Below are 16,125 nucleotides of genomic sequence, written 5' to 3'. Positions count from 1 at the left end.
AATGAAGCGGTTCCTGTTCGTACTTTTTGCCGGCCTGGTATTGGCTGGCTGCGCCACTTCTGGCCATGATTCGTTGGCGCCAAAAACGGTTAACAGCGTCAACCTCAAGCGTTACCAGGGAACCTGGTACGAGTTGGCTCGCCTGCCGATGTATTTCCAGCGCGACTGCGCGCAGTCCGAAGCCCATTACAGCCTCAAGCCTGACGGCAACATGGCGGTGTTGAACCGCTGCCTGACACCGCAGTGGCAGTGGGAAGAGGTCAAGGGCACGGCTTATCCACAGGTGTCGGGTAAATTCGACAAACTGTGGGTCGAGTTCGATACCTGGTTTTCTCGTCTGCTGCCCGGTACGGCGAAGGGCGAATACTGGGTGTTGTACGTCAGCGATGACTACAAGACAGCCATTGTGGGCGACCCGAGTCGCAAGTACCTGTGGCTGCTGTCGCGGACCCCGACGGTCAATGGCGTGGTTCGAGAGGAATTGCTGAGCAAGGCGCGTCAGCAAGGTTACGACACCACGCGGCTGATCTGGCGTGCGACGGATACGCAGATGGCCAAGACCTCGAACTAACTGTTTGCAGAAACCCAATGTGGGAGCGAGCCTGCTCGCGAAGGCGGACTGTCAGTCAACATCTCTGTTGAATCTGATGGCCCCTTCGCGAGCAGGCTCGCTCCCACATTTTGTTTGGGGTTAGCCCAGAAGATCGCGCAGGACCTGGGTGAAGGCGCGATTGCTTTCTTCTTCTCCCGCATGACGCCCGTCACGCACGACCCACTGGCCATTGACCAGCACATCACGCACCTGACGATCACCACCGGCAAACAACCAGCGATTCAAAATCCCGTCGCCACTGGCCGTCGCCAGGTACGGATCGTTGCCGTCCAGTACCAGCCAATCCGCACGCTTACCGACTTCCAATGCGCCAATCGGCTGACCCAACGCCTGAGCGCCGCCATCCAGTGCTGCGTCGTACAGCGTGCGACCCACCATCGGCTGCTCCGCGCCATACAAACGATTACGCCGCTGATCGCGCAGACGCTGGCCGTATTCCAGCCAGCGCAATTCTTCCACCACGCTCAACGACACATGACTGTCGGAACCAATACCCATGCGTCCGCCCTGAGCGAGGAAATCCACCGCCGGGAAAATTCCGTCGCCAAGGTTGGCTTCGGTGGTCAGGCACAAACCGGCAATGGCGCGACTCTTGGCCATCAGCGTGACTTCTTCCGCGTTGGCGTGGGTGGCGTGAACCAGGCACCAGCGCTGATCGACCTCATTGTTTTCGTACAGCCATTGCAGCGGACGACGACCGCTCCAGGTCAAACAGTCGTCGACTTCCTTCTGTTGTTCGGCAATGTGAATGTGCACCGGGCATTGTTTGTCGCTGGCGGCCAGCACTTCGCTGATCTGCTGCGGGGTTACTGCGCGTAGCGAATGGAAGCACAAGCCCAGCGACTGCGCCGGTTGCTGCGCCAGGATCGGCTGCAAGCGCGACTGAAGTTTCAGGTAGTTCTCGGTGCTGTTGATAAAGCGGCGCTGGCCTTCGTTGGGCGTCTGGCCACCGAAACCGGAATGGCTGTAGAGCACCGGCAGCAGGGTCAGGCCGATACCGGCGGAACTCGCCGCCTGGCTGATACGCAGCGCCAGTTCGGCCGGGTCGGCGTAAGGCTGGCCATTGGTGTCGTGGTGCACGTAATGAAATTCCGCGACCGAGGTGTAACCAGCCTTGAGCATTTCGATGTAGAGCTGACGGGCGATGACGCCGAGTTGATCCGGGCTGATTTTTCCGACGAGGCGATACATCAAATCGCGCCAGGTCCAGAAACTGTCGTTCGGATTACCCGCCACTTCCGCCAAACCGGCCATCGCTCGCTGGAAGGCATGGGAGTGCAGATTCGGCATCCCCGGCAGCAGCGGACCGCTTAGCCGTTCGGCGCCATCTGCATGGGAATCGGCCTGGATATGGGTCAATACGCCCTCGGCGTTGACCTCAAGACGTACATTGTTGGCCCATCCACTAGGCAGCAGCGCGCGTTCGGCAAAGAAGGCGGACATGGTTCAGCACCCCATCGTGTGTTATTTGTATATACATATACAGACGTTTGCCTGCTCGGTAAACTCCGGCAAGCTAGCAACTCTTCTCAAACGAACAAGGATTAACCGTGCCGACTCCGCCCCCAGTGTCACCGTTGGCCGCGAACATGGGCGACAGTCCGGCGCCCTTGTACGCCCGCGTCAAACAGATGATTACCCAGCAAATCGACAGTGGAAACTGGCCGCCGCACTACCGCGTTCCGTCGGAAAGCGAGCTGGTCAGCCAGCTCGGCTTCAGCCGCATGACCATCAACCGTGCCCTGCGCGAGATGACCGCCGACGGTCTGTTGGTGCGCATGCAAGGCGTGGGTACGTTCGTCGCCGAGCCGAAAAGCCAGTCCGCGCTGTTTGAAGTGCACAACATCGCCGACGAGATCGCCTCCCGTGGCCATCGCCATACCTGCAAGGTGATCACCCTTGAAGAAGAGGCCGCCGGCTCCGAGCGCGCTTTGGCGCTGGATATGCGCGAAGGGCAGAAGGTTTTCCATTCGCTGATCGTGCATTTCGAAAACGATATCCCGGTGCAAATCGAAGACCGTTTCGTCAACGCGCTGGTCGCCCCGGAGTACCTCAAGCAGGATTTCACCCTGCAAACGCCTTATGCCTACTTGAACCAGGTCGCGCCGCTGACCGAAGGTGAGCACGTGGTCGAGGCGATTCTGGCCGAGGCGTCGGAGTGCAAATTGCTGCAGATTGAAAAGGGCGAGCCGTGCCTGCTGATTCGTCGCCGCACCTGGTCCGGCCGTCAGCCCGTGACCGCCGCCCGTTTGATCCACCCCGGTTCCCGTCATCGTCTGGAAGGTCGGTTTCATAAATGAGAACAATGGTTTTACGCGCCAAAGATTACCCGCGCATGCCGTGGAAAAACGGCGGCGGCAGCACTGAAGAAATCACCCGCGATGCGGGCGTTGGCCTTGAGGGTTTCGGCTGGCGCCTGTCGATTGCCGACATCGGCGAGTCGGGTGGTTTCTCGACATTCACCGGTTACGAGCGGGTCATCACTGTGCTGCAAGGTGACGGCATGACCTTGCGGGTGGATGGCCAGGACACGCATCCGTTGTTACCGCTGCACCCGTTTGCCTTCAGTGGTGAGAGCGAAGTGTCCTGCACACTGCTCGGCGGGCCGATCCGCGATTTCAACCTGATTTATGCGCCGCAACGTTACAGCGCGCGGTTGCAGTGGCTGGCGGGTGAGCAGCGGTTTTTCAGTTCGGCGGGGACCGTGTTGGTGTTCAGCATCGCCGACGCATTGGAGGTGAAAGCCGGTAACAGCGTTTCGCAACTGGGTCGCCATGATTGCCTGCAACTGGACGGTAACACTGGGTTGTTGGAAGTCTCCAGCAATGGCCCATGCTGTGTGATCGAACTGACTGCGCACTGATTCAATATCAAGTCGCCTCTATCGCGGGCAAGCCCGCTCCCACAGGTACGATGATTTCCCTGTGGGAGCGGGCTTGCCCGCGATGCTTTTTGCCTCGCAAAAACTGTTCCCCTGCGCGCACCATCTTGTTACCGAACGCCCCAGCGTGGCGCAAAACCTCGCTCAAGTAACAGCCGTCACCCTTCTGCAACAATCCCCCCGAAAAATTTCATCTCTACCAGAACCCTTGATCTACAAGCGTTCCAGCCCATCCAAAAACTTTCTTGAACACCCATCAAACAAGTTGGCCGCTTGATTGCATATGCTTGTATGTACAAGTAAAGACGTATGCGTATGAGTCGACCGAGACTCTCCGCAGCGTCCACTGATTCGCTTGTGGCGCAACGATGCGCACAGGCTGGCTTGCCCACTGCCAGGGTTGGTTTGAATTGATCGCTGAGGAGTCTTTTTCGTGACTGACAATACCCAGAAACCTACCAAGTTTCGTAACGTTGAAATCCGTGCCGCACGCGGTAACAAGCTGACCGCCAAGAGCTGGCTGACCGAAGCGCCGCTGCGCATGCTGATGAACAACCTCGACCCGGAAGTCGCCGAGAACCCTAAAGAACTGGTGGTTTACGGTGGTATCGGACGTGCGGCACGTAACTGGGAGTGCTACGACAAGATCGTCGAAAGCCTGACCAACCTGAACGACGACGAGACGCTGCTGGTGCAATCCGGCAAGCCGGTCGGCGTGTTCAAGACTCACACCAATGCACCGCGCGTACTGATCGCCAACTCCAACCTGGTGCCACACTGGGCGAGCTGGGAACACTTCAACGAGCTGGACGCCAAAGGCCTGGCCATGTACGGCCAGATGACCGCCGGCAGCTGGATCTACATCGGCAGCCAGGGCATCGTCCAGGGCACCTACGAAACCTTCGTCGAAGCCGGTCGCCAACACTACAACGATGACCTGAAAGGTCGTTGGGTCCTGACCGCCGGTCTGGGCGGCATGGGCGGCGCCCAGCCTCTGGCCGCCACTCTGGCTGGCGCTTGCTCGCTGAACATCGAATGCCAACAGGTCAGCATCGATTTCCGTTTGAACAGCCGCTACGTCGACGAGCAGGCCAAAGACCTCGACGACGCACTGGCGCGCATCGAAAAATACACCAAAGAAGGCAAAGCGATTTCCATCGCACTGCTGGGTAACGCCGCTGAAATCCTGCCGGAACTGGTTCGTCGTGGCGTACGCCCGGACATGGTCACTGACCAGACCAGCGCCCACGACCCGCTCAACGGTTACCTGCCGGCCGGCTGGACCTGGGAAGAGTACCGCGCTCGCGCCAAGACCGAGCCTGCTGCTGTGGTCAAAGCCGCCAAGCAATCGATGGCCGTGCACGTTAAAGCGATGCTGGATTTCCAGAAAATGGGCATCCCGACCTTCGACTACGGCAACAACATCCGTCAGATGGCCCAGGAAGAAGGCGTGGAAAACGCATTCGACTTCCCAGGCTTCGTACCGGCTTACATCCGTCCACTGTTCTGCCGCGGCATCGGCCCATTCCGTTGGGCTGCACTGTCGGGCAACGCCGAAGACATCTACAAGACCGACGCCAAGGTAAAAGAGCTGATCCCGGACGACGCCCACCTGCACAACTGGCTGGACATGGCCCGCGAGCGCATCAGCTTCCAGGGTCTGCCGGCGCGTATCTGCTGGGTTGGCCTGGGTCTGCGCGCCAAGCTCGGCCTGGCCTTCAACGAAATGGTGCGCAGCGGTGAATTGTCCGCGCCGATCGTGATCGGTCGCGACCACCTGGACTCCGGTTCGGTCGCCAGCCCGAACCGAGAAACCGAATCGATGCAGGACGGTTCCGATGCCGTATCCGACTGGCCACTGCTCAACGCTCTGCTGAACACGGCGAGCGGCGCGACCTGGGTGTCCCTGCACCACGGCGGCGGTGTCGGCATGGGCTTCTCACAGCACTCGGGCATGGTGATTGTCTGCGACGGTACGGACGAAGCGGCCGAGCGTATTGCTCGCGTGCTGCATAACGACCCGGCGACCGGCGTTATGCGTCACGCCGATGCGGGTTACCAGATCGCGATCGACTGCGCCAATGAACAAGGGCTGAACCTGCCGATGATTACCGGCAAATAAACAACCCGAGTAGCAGCTGCCGAAGGCTGCGTTAAGGGCCGAAGGACCTTCGTTCCACATTGGAATGCCGGGGTCGCTTCGCAACCCAACGCAGCCTGCGGCAGCTGCTACAGGGATTGCGTAAACCTACAAAACAATCCACAGAGGTTGAACCATGGCTGTCAGCGAACGTGCAGGCAACAAACCGTTGATCGAGAAGCGCTCGATCGACTACATCCCGGAAGCGGAAAGACACGGTCGTCTATTTAGCCAGTTCACCCTGTGGATGGGTGCCAACCTGCAAATCACCGCGATTGTCACCGGGGCCCTGGCCGTGGTGTTGGGCGGTGATGTGTTCTGGTCGTTGATCGGTCTGTTGATTGGTCAACTGCTCGGCGGCGGGGTCATGGCGTTGCATGCGGCGCAAGGTCCCAAGCTGGGCCTGCCGCAGATGATTTCCAGTCGGGTCCAGTTCGGCGTGTATGGCGCGGCCATCCCGATCGTGCTGGTCTGCTTGATGTACCTGGGCTTCACCGCAACAGGTACCGTGCTTTCCGGTCAGGCGCTGGGCCAGTTGTTTGGCGTCAGCGACAGCGTCGGCATCCTTATTTTCGCCAGTGTCATCGTGCTGGTCACGGTGCTCGGTTATCGGGTGATCCATTGGATCGGCCGTGTGGCCAGTGTCATTGGCGTGATTGCCTTTGTTTATCTGTTCAGCCGTCTGATGAGCCAGGTTGATGTGGGCGCACTGTTGCAAATCCGCCACTTCAGCTGGAGCAGTTTCTTGCTTGCGGTATCGCTCGCGGCCTCCTGGCAGATCGCTTTCGGCCCTTATGTGGCTGACTACTCGCGCTACCTGCCGAGCAAGATTTCTTCGGTGAAAACTTTTTTTGCCGCAGGCGCAGGTTCGGTCATTGGTGCGCAGGTCGCGATGGTCCTCGGCGTGTTCGCTGCTGCATCGGCCAATGGCCAATTCGCTGGGCATGAAGTCGCCTACATCGTTGGTCTGGGCGGTACCGGTGCCACCGCTGCGCTGCTGTATTTCAGCATCGCGTTCGGCAAGGTCACCATCTCCACGCTGAACTCCTACGGCAGCTTCATGTGCATTGCGACCATCATCAGCGGTTTCCGTGGTGACCTGAAAGTATCGCGCCTGCAGCGTCTGGTCTTCGTGCTGGTGATCGTTGGTGCTGCGACCCTGATGGCGTTGCTCGGCCAGCACTCGTTCCTCGGTGCGTTCAAGTCCTTCATCCTGTTCCTGCTGGCGTTCTTCACGCCATGGAGCGCGATCAACCTGGTGGATTACTACTGCATCACCCGCGAGCGCTATGACGTGCCGGCACTGGCCGATCCTAACGGTCGCTACGGCCGTTGGAACGCCCTCGGTATCAGCGTCTATGTCTTCGGTGTGCTGGTGCAGTTGCCGTTCATCTCCACCAAGTTCTATACCGGTCCGCTGGTGGCGGCCCTGGGTGATGTGGATATCTCCTGGATCATCGGTCTGGTGATTCCCGCGGCCCTGTATTACGTGTGTGCGAAAAAATGGCACGGCACCGTGCCCGATCAACTGATTCTGCCGATCGAGCAGGACAGTGTTGTACAACCTAAAACAAACGGGACCGGTCGCGTTGCGACGCAGGCCTGATTGGACGTGGACAGGGCTGGATGCCTCTTGACTGCCGTAAGCCAATTCATGATTAGGAGCGTCACAACAATGAAATCGAACAAGACCCTGCTGACCACATTGCTTTCCATAGGCCTGCTGGCCAGTGCTGGCGCCACTCAGGCGGCTGGTTGGTGCGAGTCGGGCAAACCGGTGAAATTTGCCGGCCTGAACTGGGAAAGCGCGATGCTGCTGACCGACGTGATGCAAGTCGTGTTGGAGAAGGGCTACGACTGCAAGACCGACAGCCTGCCGGGCAACTCCATCACCATGGAAAACGCCCTGAGCAGCAACGACATTCAGGTGTTTGCCGAAGAGTGGGTCGGTCGCAGCGAAGTCTGGAACAAGGCCGAGAAGGCCGGCAAGGTCGTCGGTGTCGGCGCACCTGTGGTGGGCGCTATCGAAGGCTGGTACGTGCCGCGTTACGTCATCGAAGGCGATGCCAAGCGCAAGCTGGAAGCCAAAGCTCCCGACCTGAAAAACATTGCCGACCTGGGCAAATACTCGGCGATTTTCAAGGACGCTGAAGAGCCCTCCAAGGGCCGTTTCTACAACTGCCCGGCCGGCTGGACCTGCGAGCTGGACAACAGCGAAATGCTGAAGAGCTACGGCCTGGAAAGCACCTACACCAACTTCCGCCCAGGCACCGGCCCGGCGCTGGATGCGGCCGTGCTGTCGAGCTACAAGCGTGGCGAGCCGATCCTGTTCTACTACTGGTCGCCAACCCCACTGATGGGCCAGATCGACGCGGTGAAACTCGAAGAGAAACCAGGCGTGAACAAGACCGTGGATATCAAGGTCGGCCTGTCCAAGACTTTCCACGAACAGGCCCCGGAACTGGTGGCCGTGCTGGAAAAGGTCAACGTGCCAATCGACATCCTCAACCAGAACCTTGGGCGCATGACCAAAGAGCGGATCGAGTCGCCAAAACTGGCGAAGATCTTCTTGAAGGAACATCCTGAAGTCTGGCACGCGTGGGTGAGCGAAGACGCAGCCAAGAAAATCGACGCGGCCTTGTAGGTTGAGCCTCTCCGACTGCCGGTAGCGGCAGTCGGACGCTTGATCGCAACCCCTTGATTGAGAGTCTCCTATGTTTCCCGAAAGCTTTACCTTTTCCATCGCCGACTGGGTCAACGGTTGGGTCGATTCGCTGGTCACCAACTACGGCGACGTGTTCCGGCAGATCTCTGACACGCTGCTGTGGGCCATCGTCAACCTTGAAGGCCTGCTGCGTGCGGCGCCTTGGTGGTTGATGCTCGCCATCGTCGCGGGCATTGCCTGGCACGCCACGCGCAAAGTCGTGACCACGGCCGTGATTGTCGGGTTGTTGTTCCTGGTGGGTGCGGTCGGCCTCTGGGACAAGCTGATGCAAACCCTGGCGCTGATGATGGTCGCGACGATCATTTCGGTGCTGATCGGCATTCCGCTGGGCATTCTCTCGGCACGTAGCAATCGCCTGCGTTCGGTGCTGATGCCGTTGCTCGACATCATGCAAACCATGCCGAGCTTCGTGTACCTGATCCCGGTGCTGATGCTGTTCGGTCTGGGCAAGGTCCCGGCGATTTTCGCCACCGTGATCTACGCCGCCCCCCCGCTGATTCGCTTGACCGACCTGGGCATTCGCCAGGTTGATGGTGAAGTGATGGAGGCGATCAACGCCTTCGGTGCGAACCGCTGGCAGCAACTGTTTGGCGTGCAACTGCCCCTGGCCCTGCCGAGCATCATGGCCGGGATCAACCAGACCACCATGATGGCGCTGTCGATGGTCGTGATTGCCTCGATGATTGGTGCCCGTGGCTTGGGCGAAGACGTACTGGTGGGGATTCAGACCCTCAACGTCGGACGTGGCTTGGAAGCCGGTCTGGCGATCGTGATTCTGGCTGTGGTGATCGACCGCATTACTCAGGCGTACGGTCGGGCACGGCATGAGGTGAGCAAATGAACAACGCGACCGTGAGCAAGATTGAAGTCAAAAACGTCTTCAAGATTTTCGGCAACCGCTCCAAGGATGCGCTGGCGATGATTGGCCAGGGCAAGACCAAAGACCAGGTGCTGTCCGAAACCGGCTGCGTAGTCGGCGTGAACGATCTGTCCCTGAGCATCGGCACGGGCGAGATCTTCGTGATCATGGGCCTGTCGGGTTCCGGCAAATCGACCCTGGTGCGCCACTTCAACCGCCTGATCGACCCGACCAGCGGCGCGATCCTGGTGGACGGCGTGGACATCCTGCAATACGACATGGAAGCCCTGCGCGAATTTCGCCGGCACAAGATCAGCATGGTGTTCCAGAGCTTCGGCCTGCTGCCGCACAAGACTGTGGTGGACAACGTCGCCTACGGCCTGAAAGTGCGCGGCGAGAGCAAGCAAATGTGCTCCGAGCGCGCGCTGCACTGGATCAACACCGTGGGCCTCAAGGGCTACGAAAACAAATACCCGCATCAGCTCTCGGGCGGCATGCGTCAGCGTGTGGGCCTGGCCCGCGCCTTGGCCGCCGACACCGACATCATCCTGATGGACGAAGCGTTCAGTGCCCTTGACCCGTTGATTCGCGCCGAGATGCAGGACCAGTTGCTGGAACTGCAAAAGACCCTGCACAAGACCATCGTCTTCATCACCCACGACCTCGACGAGGCCGTGCGCATCGGCAACCGTATCGCGATCCTCAAGGACGGCCGCCTGATTCAGGTCGGCACCCCGCGCGAGATCCTGCATTCGCCGGCGGATGAATATGTCGACCGGTTTGTTCAGCGTCGGGCTGCAGTGGTTTAAAAGATTTGCGGTGACTTTTGCCGGCCTCATCGCGGGCAAGCCCGCTCCCACAGGGATTGGTTGTGTTGCATAAATTTTCTTCACACAACAGAACACTGTGGGAGCGGGCTTGCCCGCGATGGGGCCGGTAAAGCTGCATCAATATTCAGGTTTTACGCACGAGGTCAAAGATGTCCCAGGCTGAAAAAATCGTTATCACCGAAGCGCAGGTCCGCTGGCAGGATGTGGTCGCCGTTGCCCGTCATGGCGCGCAGCTTGAGCTGTCGGCGCCGGTCTGGGCACGCATTGAAAACGCCCAGGGCATCGTCCAGCGCATTGTCACCAGCGGCGAGCGTGCCTATGGCATCAACACCGGGCTGGGCGCGTTGTGCAACGTCTCCCTGCAAGATGAACAACTCAGCCAGTTGTCGCGCAACACCCTGCTCAGCCACGCCTGTGGCGTGGGTGCACCGCTGACCAACGAGCAGACGCGCGCCATCATGTGCGCCGCCGTCGTCAACTACAGTCACGGCAAATCCGGCCTGCACCGCCAAGTGGTCGAAGCCCTGCTAGCGCTGCTCAACCGTGGCATCACCCCGCAAGTGCCGTCCCAGGGTTCCGTGGGCTACCTGACGCACATGGCGCACATCGGCATCGCGCTGCTGGGTGTTGGCAATGTCAGCTATCGCGGGCAAATCGTTTCCGCTCAGCAAGCCCTGGCCGAAGAAGGTCTGCAACCGGTCAAGCTCGGCGCCAAGGACGGTTTGTGCCTGGTCAACGGTACGCCGTGCATGACCGGCCTCAGTTGCCTGGCGATTGCCGACGCCGCGCATTTGCTGCAATGGGCCGATGTGATCGGCGCCATGAGTTTTGAAGCCCAGCGCGGTCAGATCGATGCGTTCGACGCCGAGATCATTGCGCTCAAGCCGCACCCGGGCATGCAGCAAGTCGGCGTCAACCTGCGCGCGGTGCTCGATGGCAGTGAAGTGATCGCCAGCAGCAAAGGTATTCGTACCCAGGACGCCCTGAGCATTCGCTCGATCCCGCAGGTCCACGGCGCTGCCCGTGACCAGCTGGTTCACGCGACTCAACAAATCGAAAACGAACTCAACGGCGCCACCGATAACCCGTTGGTGCTGGGCACGCCGGACAACTACCGCGTCGTTTCCCAAGCCAACCCGCACGGCCAGTCCGTAGCGATGGCAGCGGACCTGCTGGCCATCGCCATGGCTGAAATCGGCTCCATCGCCGAACGTCGCCTCGATCGCCTGATCAACCCGCACGTCAGCGGTCTGCCGGCGTTTCTGGTGGCCAATCCGGGCGTCAACTCCGGGATGATGATCGTTCAGTACGTCGCCGCGTCCCTGTGCGCGGAAAACCGGCAATTGGCGCAACCCGCCGTGCTCGACAACTACGTTACGTCGGGCCTGCAGGAAGACCACTTGAGCCTGGGCACCAACGCCGCGCTGAAGCTGCATCGTGCGCTGGAAAACTGCACGCAGATCCTTGCCATCGAGTACTTGCTGGCGGCTCAGGCGTTTGAATTCTTGAAAGAGCAACGCTTTGGCGCTGGCACCGATGTCGCGTGGCGTCTGCTGCGCGAGCGGGTTCCGGCCTACGACCAGGACCGCTGGCTTGCACCGGACATCGCCGCCGCTGCCGGTGTGTTGAAAGACCCGATTTTGCTGCACAACGCGTTGCCGAACCTGAACTGATTTCCATAACACCAGCGTGCCAAGGCGCGTCTCCCCAAAAGCGAGACGCGACGGACAACGGAAATCTCCGGAGCGTCTGGTGAGTTAATAAAAACTCTCAAAAGGAGAATGATGTGACTGCGCTTAATTTGATTCCCGGCCAACTGAGCCTTGCCCAACTGCGTGATGTTTATCAGCAACCGGTCAAAATCACCCTCGACAACAGCGCCTCGGCCCAGATCGAAGCCAGCGTGGCCTGCGTGGAACAGATCCTCGCCGAGAACCGCACCGCTTATGGCATCAACACCGGTTTCGGCTTGCTGGCCTCGACCCGTATCGCCAGCGAAGACCTGGAAAACCTCCAGTGCTCGCTCGTTTTGTCCCACGCCGCCGGTGTCGGCGAGCCGATCAGCGACGCGCTGGTACGCCTGGTCATGGTGCTCAAGGTCAACAGCCTGAGCCGTGGTTTTTCCGGGATTCGTCGCGTGGTCATCGACGCGCTGATCGCCCTGATCAACGCCGAGGTTTACCCGCACATTCCATTGAAAGGTTCGGTCGGTGCTTCCGGCGATTTGGCGCCTCTGGCGCACATGTCGCTGGTGCTGCTGGGCGAAGGCAAGGCGCGCTACAAGGGCGAATGGATGGAAGCCACCGAAGCGCTGAAAATCGCTGGCCTGACCCCGCTGACCCTGGCCGCAAAAGAAGGCCTGGCGCTGCTGAACGGCACTCAGGTATCGACTGCTTACGCCTTGCGCGGTCTGTTCGAGGGTGAAGACCTGTTCGCTGGCGCTGTCGCGCTGGGCGCGCTGACCGTTGAAGCGGTATTGGGCTCGCGCTCGCCGTTCGACGCACGCATCCACGCTGCCCGTGGCCAGAAAGGCCAGATCGACGCCGCTGCCGCTTACCGTGATCTGCTGGGCGAGCGCAGCGAAGTGTCCGACTCGCATGAAAACTGCGAAAAGGTCCAGGACCCGTACTCCCTGCGCTGCCAGCCACAAGTCATGGGCGCCTGCCTGACCCAGTTCCGTCAGGCTGCCGAAGTGTTGGCGATCGAAGCCAACGCCGTGTCGGATAACCCGCTGGTATTCGCTGCTGAAGGTGATGTGATTTCCGGCGGTAACTTCCACGCCGAACCGGTGGCCATGGCCGCCGACAACATGGCGTTGGCCATCGCTGAAATCGGTTCCCTGAGCGAACGTCGTATCTCGCTGATGATGGACAAACACATGTCGCAACTGCCCCCGTTCCTGGTGGCTAACGGTGGCGTGAACTCCGGGTTCATGATCGCTCAGGTGACGGCGGCGGCACTGGCCAGTGAGAACAAGGCCTTGGCGCATCCGCATTCGGTGGACAGCCTGCCGACTTCGGCGAACCAGGAAGACCACGTGTCCATGGCTCCGGCGGCAGGCAAGCGTCTGTGGGAAATGGCTGAAAACACCCGTGGCGTGCTGGCGGTGGAATGGCTGGCGGCGGCTCAGGGCCTGGACTTGCGCAATGGTTTGAAGACTTCGGCGAAACTGGAAAAGGCGCGTGCCATCTTGCGTAAAGAAGTGCCGTTCTATGAGAAGGATCGCTTCTTTGCACCGGACATCAATGCCGCGACCGAGTTGTTGGCAACGCGTTGCCTGAACGAGCTGTTGTCGGTGAAGTTGCTGCCTAGCCTGTAATGGCCTCTTCGCGAGCAAGCCCGCTCCCACAGTGGATCTCCAGTGTTCACACAACCCCTGTGGGAGCGAGCCTGCTCGCGATACGATTTTGAGTCGAATAAGAATAATTAAGGACGAGAAATGCAACAGCCAGCAAAAGGTTTGAAACGCGGGCTCTCTGCCCGACATATTCGCTTCATGGCACTGGGATCGGCGATCGGCACCGGGCTGTTTTACGGTTCTGCCTCGGCCATTCAAATGGCCGGGCCTGCGGTACTGCTCGCATACCTGATTGGTGGCGCGGCGGTGTTCATGGTCATGCGCGCCCTCGGCGAGATGGCGGTGCACAATCCGGTGGCCGGCTCTTTTGGCCACTACGCCAGCACCTATCTGGGGCCGATGGCGGGCTTCATCCTCGGTTGGACCTACGCGTTTGAAATGGTCATCGTCGGCATGGCCGACGTCACCGCGTTCGGTATTTACATGGGCTTCTGGTTTCCGGAAGTCGCCCGCTGGATCTGGGTGCTGGGCATCGTTTCGGTGGTCGGCGGCTTGAACCTGTGCAACGTCAAAGTCTTCGGTGAAATGGAGTTCTGGCTGTCGCTGCTCAAAGTGGCAGCTATCGTTGCGATGATCCTTGGCGGCTTTGGCATCATGCTGTTCGGCATCAGCACGGCACCCGGTGCTCAGGCGACCGACATCAGCAATCTCTGGAGCCATGGCGGATTCATGCCCAATGGCGTGGGCGGCCTGATCGCTTCGTTTGCGGTGGTGATGTTTGCGTTTGGCGGCATCGAAATCATCGGTGTGACGGCCGGCGAAGCCAAAGACCCGCAGCACGTGCTGCCCCGGGCGATCAATGCCGTACCGTTGCGTATCCTGCTGTTTTACGTGCTGACGATGTTCGTACTGATGTCGATTTTTCCATGGCAGCAGATCGGCAGCCAGGGCAGCCCGTTCGTGCAGATTTTCGACAATCTGGGGATCAGCTCGGCGGCGACCATTCTCAATATCGTGGTGATCTCGGCGGCGGTGTCGGCGATCAACAGTGACATCTTCGGGGCGGGCCGCATGATGTACGGTCTGGCCCAGCAAGGGCACGCACCCAAAGGCTTTGCCCGCTTGTCGCGCAACGGTGTGCCATGGATGACCGTGGTGGTCATGAGTGCCGCGCTGCTGCTGGGCGTGCTGCTCAACTACCTGATTCCGGAAAACGTGTTTCTGTTGATCGCCTCCATTGCCACCTTCGCAACAGTCTGGGTCTGGTTGATGATTCTGTTCACCCAGGTGGCCATGCGTCGTTCCATGAGCCGCGAACAGGTCGCCGAACTGAAATTCCCGGTGCCGTTCTGGCCCTATGCGCCGATGGCAGCGATTGCCTTCATGCTGTTCATTTTCGGCGTGCTGGGCTATTTCCCGGACACCCAGGCGGCTCTGATCGTCGGCGTGGTCTGGATTGTATTGCTGGTGCTGGCCTACCTGACGTGGGTAAAACCGGCGGCAGGGAAGGCAGTACCGGTAGAGCGGGAACCTTCTTTTTCTCATCGATAACCTAACGGAGGCCACGGATGAAAACTCTCTGGCAACACTGCCACGTCGCAACCATGGCGCAAGGCGTCTACTCGATCATCGAGGATGCGGCCATCGTGACGTCAGGTGCGCACATTGAGTGGATCGGCCCACGCGCTGAACTGCCGTCGGGCGAGTACCCGGCAGTCAATGATCTTAAAGGGGCCTGGGTGACTCCGGGCCTGATCGACTGCCATACCCACACGGTGTTTGGCGGTAACCGCAGCGGTGAATTCGAACAGCGTCTGCAAGGCGTCAGCTACGCGGAAATCGCCGCGGCCGGTGGTGGCATCGCCAGCACCGTGCGCGCTACTCGTGCGGCGACCGAAGACGAACTGTTCGCCAGTGCCGCCAAGCGTCTGAAGAGCTTGATGCGCGACGGCGTGACCACCGTCGAGATGAAATCCGGCTACGGCCTCGACCTGGCCAGCGAACGCAAAATCCTTCGCGTGATCCGCCGTCTCGGCGCCGAACTGCCGGTGAGCGTGCGCAGCACCTGCCTGGCCGCTCACGCCTTGCCGCCGGAATACGCCGATCGCGCCGACGACTACATCGATCACATCTGCGCCGACATGCTCCCGGCCCTGGCCGCCGAAGGGCTGGTGGATGCCGTGGATGCCTTCTGCGAATACCTGGCGTTCTCGCCGGCGCAGGTCGAGCGCGTGTTCGTCACCGCACAGGAGCTCGGTTTGCCGGTGAAGCTGCACGCCGAACAACTGTCGTCGCTGCACGGTTCGAGTCTGGCGGCGCGTTATCACGCACTGTCGGCGGATCACCTGGAGTTCATGACCGAGGACGACGCCATCGCCATGGCCAAGTCCGGCACCGTCGCCGTGCTGCTGCCGGGCGCGTTCTACTTTCTGCGGGAAACCCAGTTGCCGCCCATGGAAGCCCTGCGCAAGCACGGGGTGAAAATCGCCATCGCCAGCGACCTCAACCCCGGCACCTCGCCGGCGCTGTCGTTGCGCTTGATGCTGAACATGGCCTGCACTTGTTTCCGCATGACCCCGGAAGAAGCACTGGCCGGTGCAACGATTCATGCCGCCACCGCGCTGGGCATGGCCGACACCCACGGTTCGCTGGAAGCTGGCAAGGTCGCGGATTTTGTCGCCTGGCAAATCGATCGTCCGGCCGACCTGTCGTACTGGCTGGGCGGTGACCTGGAAAAACGCGTCGTGCGTCACGGCGTCGAGACAAGCGTTTAGGAGAG

Annotated in this window: 13 protein-coding genes; 12 read left to right on the top strand and 1 reads right to left on the bottom strand. The window is 60.2% G+C overall.

Going from position 1 to position 16,125, the window contains the following annotated elements; translation table 11 throughout:
* Nucleotide 1 precedes the first annotated feature (1 nt).
* A complete protein-coding gene (locus tag H8F22_RS26690) occupies nucleotides 2–571 on the top strand; it encodes a lipocalin family protein (protein ID WP_027922146.1) in 570 nt (189 codons plus the stop codon).
* A gap of 120 nt (nucleotides 572–691) precedes the next feature.
* On the opposite strand, the gene H8F22_RS26685 is transcribed toward H8F22_RS26690, so the two are convergent.
* Nucleotides 692–2,056: a formimidoylglutamate deiminase gene (locus H8F22_RS26685; RefSeq protein ID WP_059181785.1), complete on the bottom strand. Its 1,365-nt coding sequence runs from the start codon at nucleotides 2,054–2,056 to the stop codon at nucleotides 692–694.
* A 146-nt stretch (nucleotides 2,057–2,202) separates the two neighbouring features.
* On the opposite strand from H8F22_RS26685, the gene hutC reads away from it, so the two are divergent.
* From hutC to hutI, 11 genes are all read left to right on the top strand, one after another.
* The gene (hutC, locus tag H8F22_RS26680) at nucleotides 2,203–2,913 is read left to right on the top strand and encodes a histidine utilization repressor (protein WP_172825957.1); all 711 of its coding nucleotides are present in this window, start codon (nucleotides 2,203–2,205) and stop codon (nucleotides 2,911–2,913) included.
* On the top strand, nucleotides 2,910–3,476 hold the full coding sequence (locus tag H8F22_RS26675) for a HutD/Ves family protein (RefSeq protein ID WP_027922143.1): 567 nt from the start codon (nucleotides 2,910–2,912) through the stop codon (nucleotides 3,474–3,476). The genes hutC and H8F22_RS26675 overlap by 4 nt, the downstream gene beginning before the upstream one ends.
* A 451-nt stretch (nucleotides 3,477–3,927) precedes the next feature.
* On the top strand, nucleotides 3,928–5,616 hold the full coding sequence (gene hutU / locus H8F22_RS26670) for a urocanate hydratase (protein ID WP_194940886.1): 1,689 nt from the start codon (nucleotides 3,928–3,930) through the stop codon (nucleotides 5,614–5,616).
* 154 nt (nucleotides 5,617–5,770) lie between these two features.
* Nucleotides 5,771–7,240 (top strand): purine-cytosine permease family protein, encoded by a 1,470-nt coding sequence (locus H8F22_RS26665; protein ID WP_027922141.1) that lies wholly within the window; start codon nucleotides 5,771–5,773, stop codon nucleotides 7,238–7,240.
* A gap of 69 nt (nucleotides 7,241–7,309) precedes the next feature.
* The gene (locus H8F22_RS26660) at nucleotides 7,310–8,278 is read left to right on the top strand and encodes an ABC transporter substrate-binding protein (protein ID WP_194940885.1); all 969 of its coding nucleotides are present in this window, start codon (nucleotides 7,310–7,312) and stop codon (nucleotides 8,276–8,278) included.
* A 70-nt stretch (nucleotides 8,279–8,348) separates the two neighbouring features.
* Nucleotides 8,349–9,200 (top strand): ABC transporter permease, encoded by an 852-nt coding sequence (locus H8F22_RS26655; RefSeq protein WP_027922139.1) that lies wholly within the window; start codon nucleotides 8,349–8,351, stop codon nucleotides 9,198–9,200.
* Nucleotides 9,197–10,027: a quaternary amine ABC transporter ATP-binding protein gene (locus H8F22_RS26650; protein ID WP_007948989.1), complete on the top strand. Its 831-nt coding sequence runs from the start codon at nucleotides 9,197–9,199 to the stop codon at nucleotides 10,025–10,027. Before H8F22_RS26655 ends, H8F22_RS26650 begins: the two co-directional genes overlap by 4 nt.
* 170 nt (nucleotides 10,028–10,197) lie before the next feature.
* Complete coding sequence (locus H8F22_RS26645; RefSeq protein ID WP_194940884.1) at nucleotides 10,198–11,721, top strand: HAL/PAL/TAL family ammonia-lyase; 1,524 nt, start codon at nucleotides 10,198–10,200, stop codon at nucleotides 11,719–11,721.
* 113 nt (nucleotides 11,722–11,834) lie between these two features.
* On the top strand, nucleotides 11,835–13,367 hold the full coding sequence (gene hutH, locus H8F22_RS26640) for a histidine ammonia-lyase (protein WP_194940883.1): 1,533 nt from the start codon (nucleotides 11,835–11,837) through the stop codon (nucleotides 13,365–13,367).
* Nucleotides 13,368–13,487: 120 nt separating this feature from the next.
* The gene (locus H8F22_RS26635; RefSeq protein ID WP_059181783.1) at nucleotides 13,488–14,897 is read left to right on the top strand and encodes an amino acid permease; all 1,410 of its coding nucleotides are present in this window, start codon (nucleotides 13,488–13,490) and stop codon (nucleotides 14,895–14,897) included.
* Nucleotides 14,898–14,914: 17 nt separating this feature from the next.
* The gene (hutI, locus tag H8F22_RS26630; protein WP_027922135.1) at nucleotides 14,915–16,120 is read left to right on the top strand and encodes an imidazolonepropionase; all 1,206 of its coding nucleotides are present in this window, start codon (nucleotides 14,915–14,917) and stop codon (nucleotides 16,118–16,120) included.
* Nucleotides 16,121–16,125 lie beyond the last annotated feature (5 nt).

This window comes from Pseudomonas mucoides, assembly GCF_015461845.1.
Classification (GTDB): Bacteria; Pseudomonadota; Gammaproteobacteria; order Pseudomonadales; family Pseudomonadaceae; genus Aquipseudomonas; species Aquipseudomonas mucoides.
This window is presented reverse-complemented; position numbering and strand designations above follow the sequence as displayed.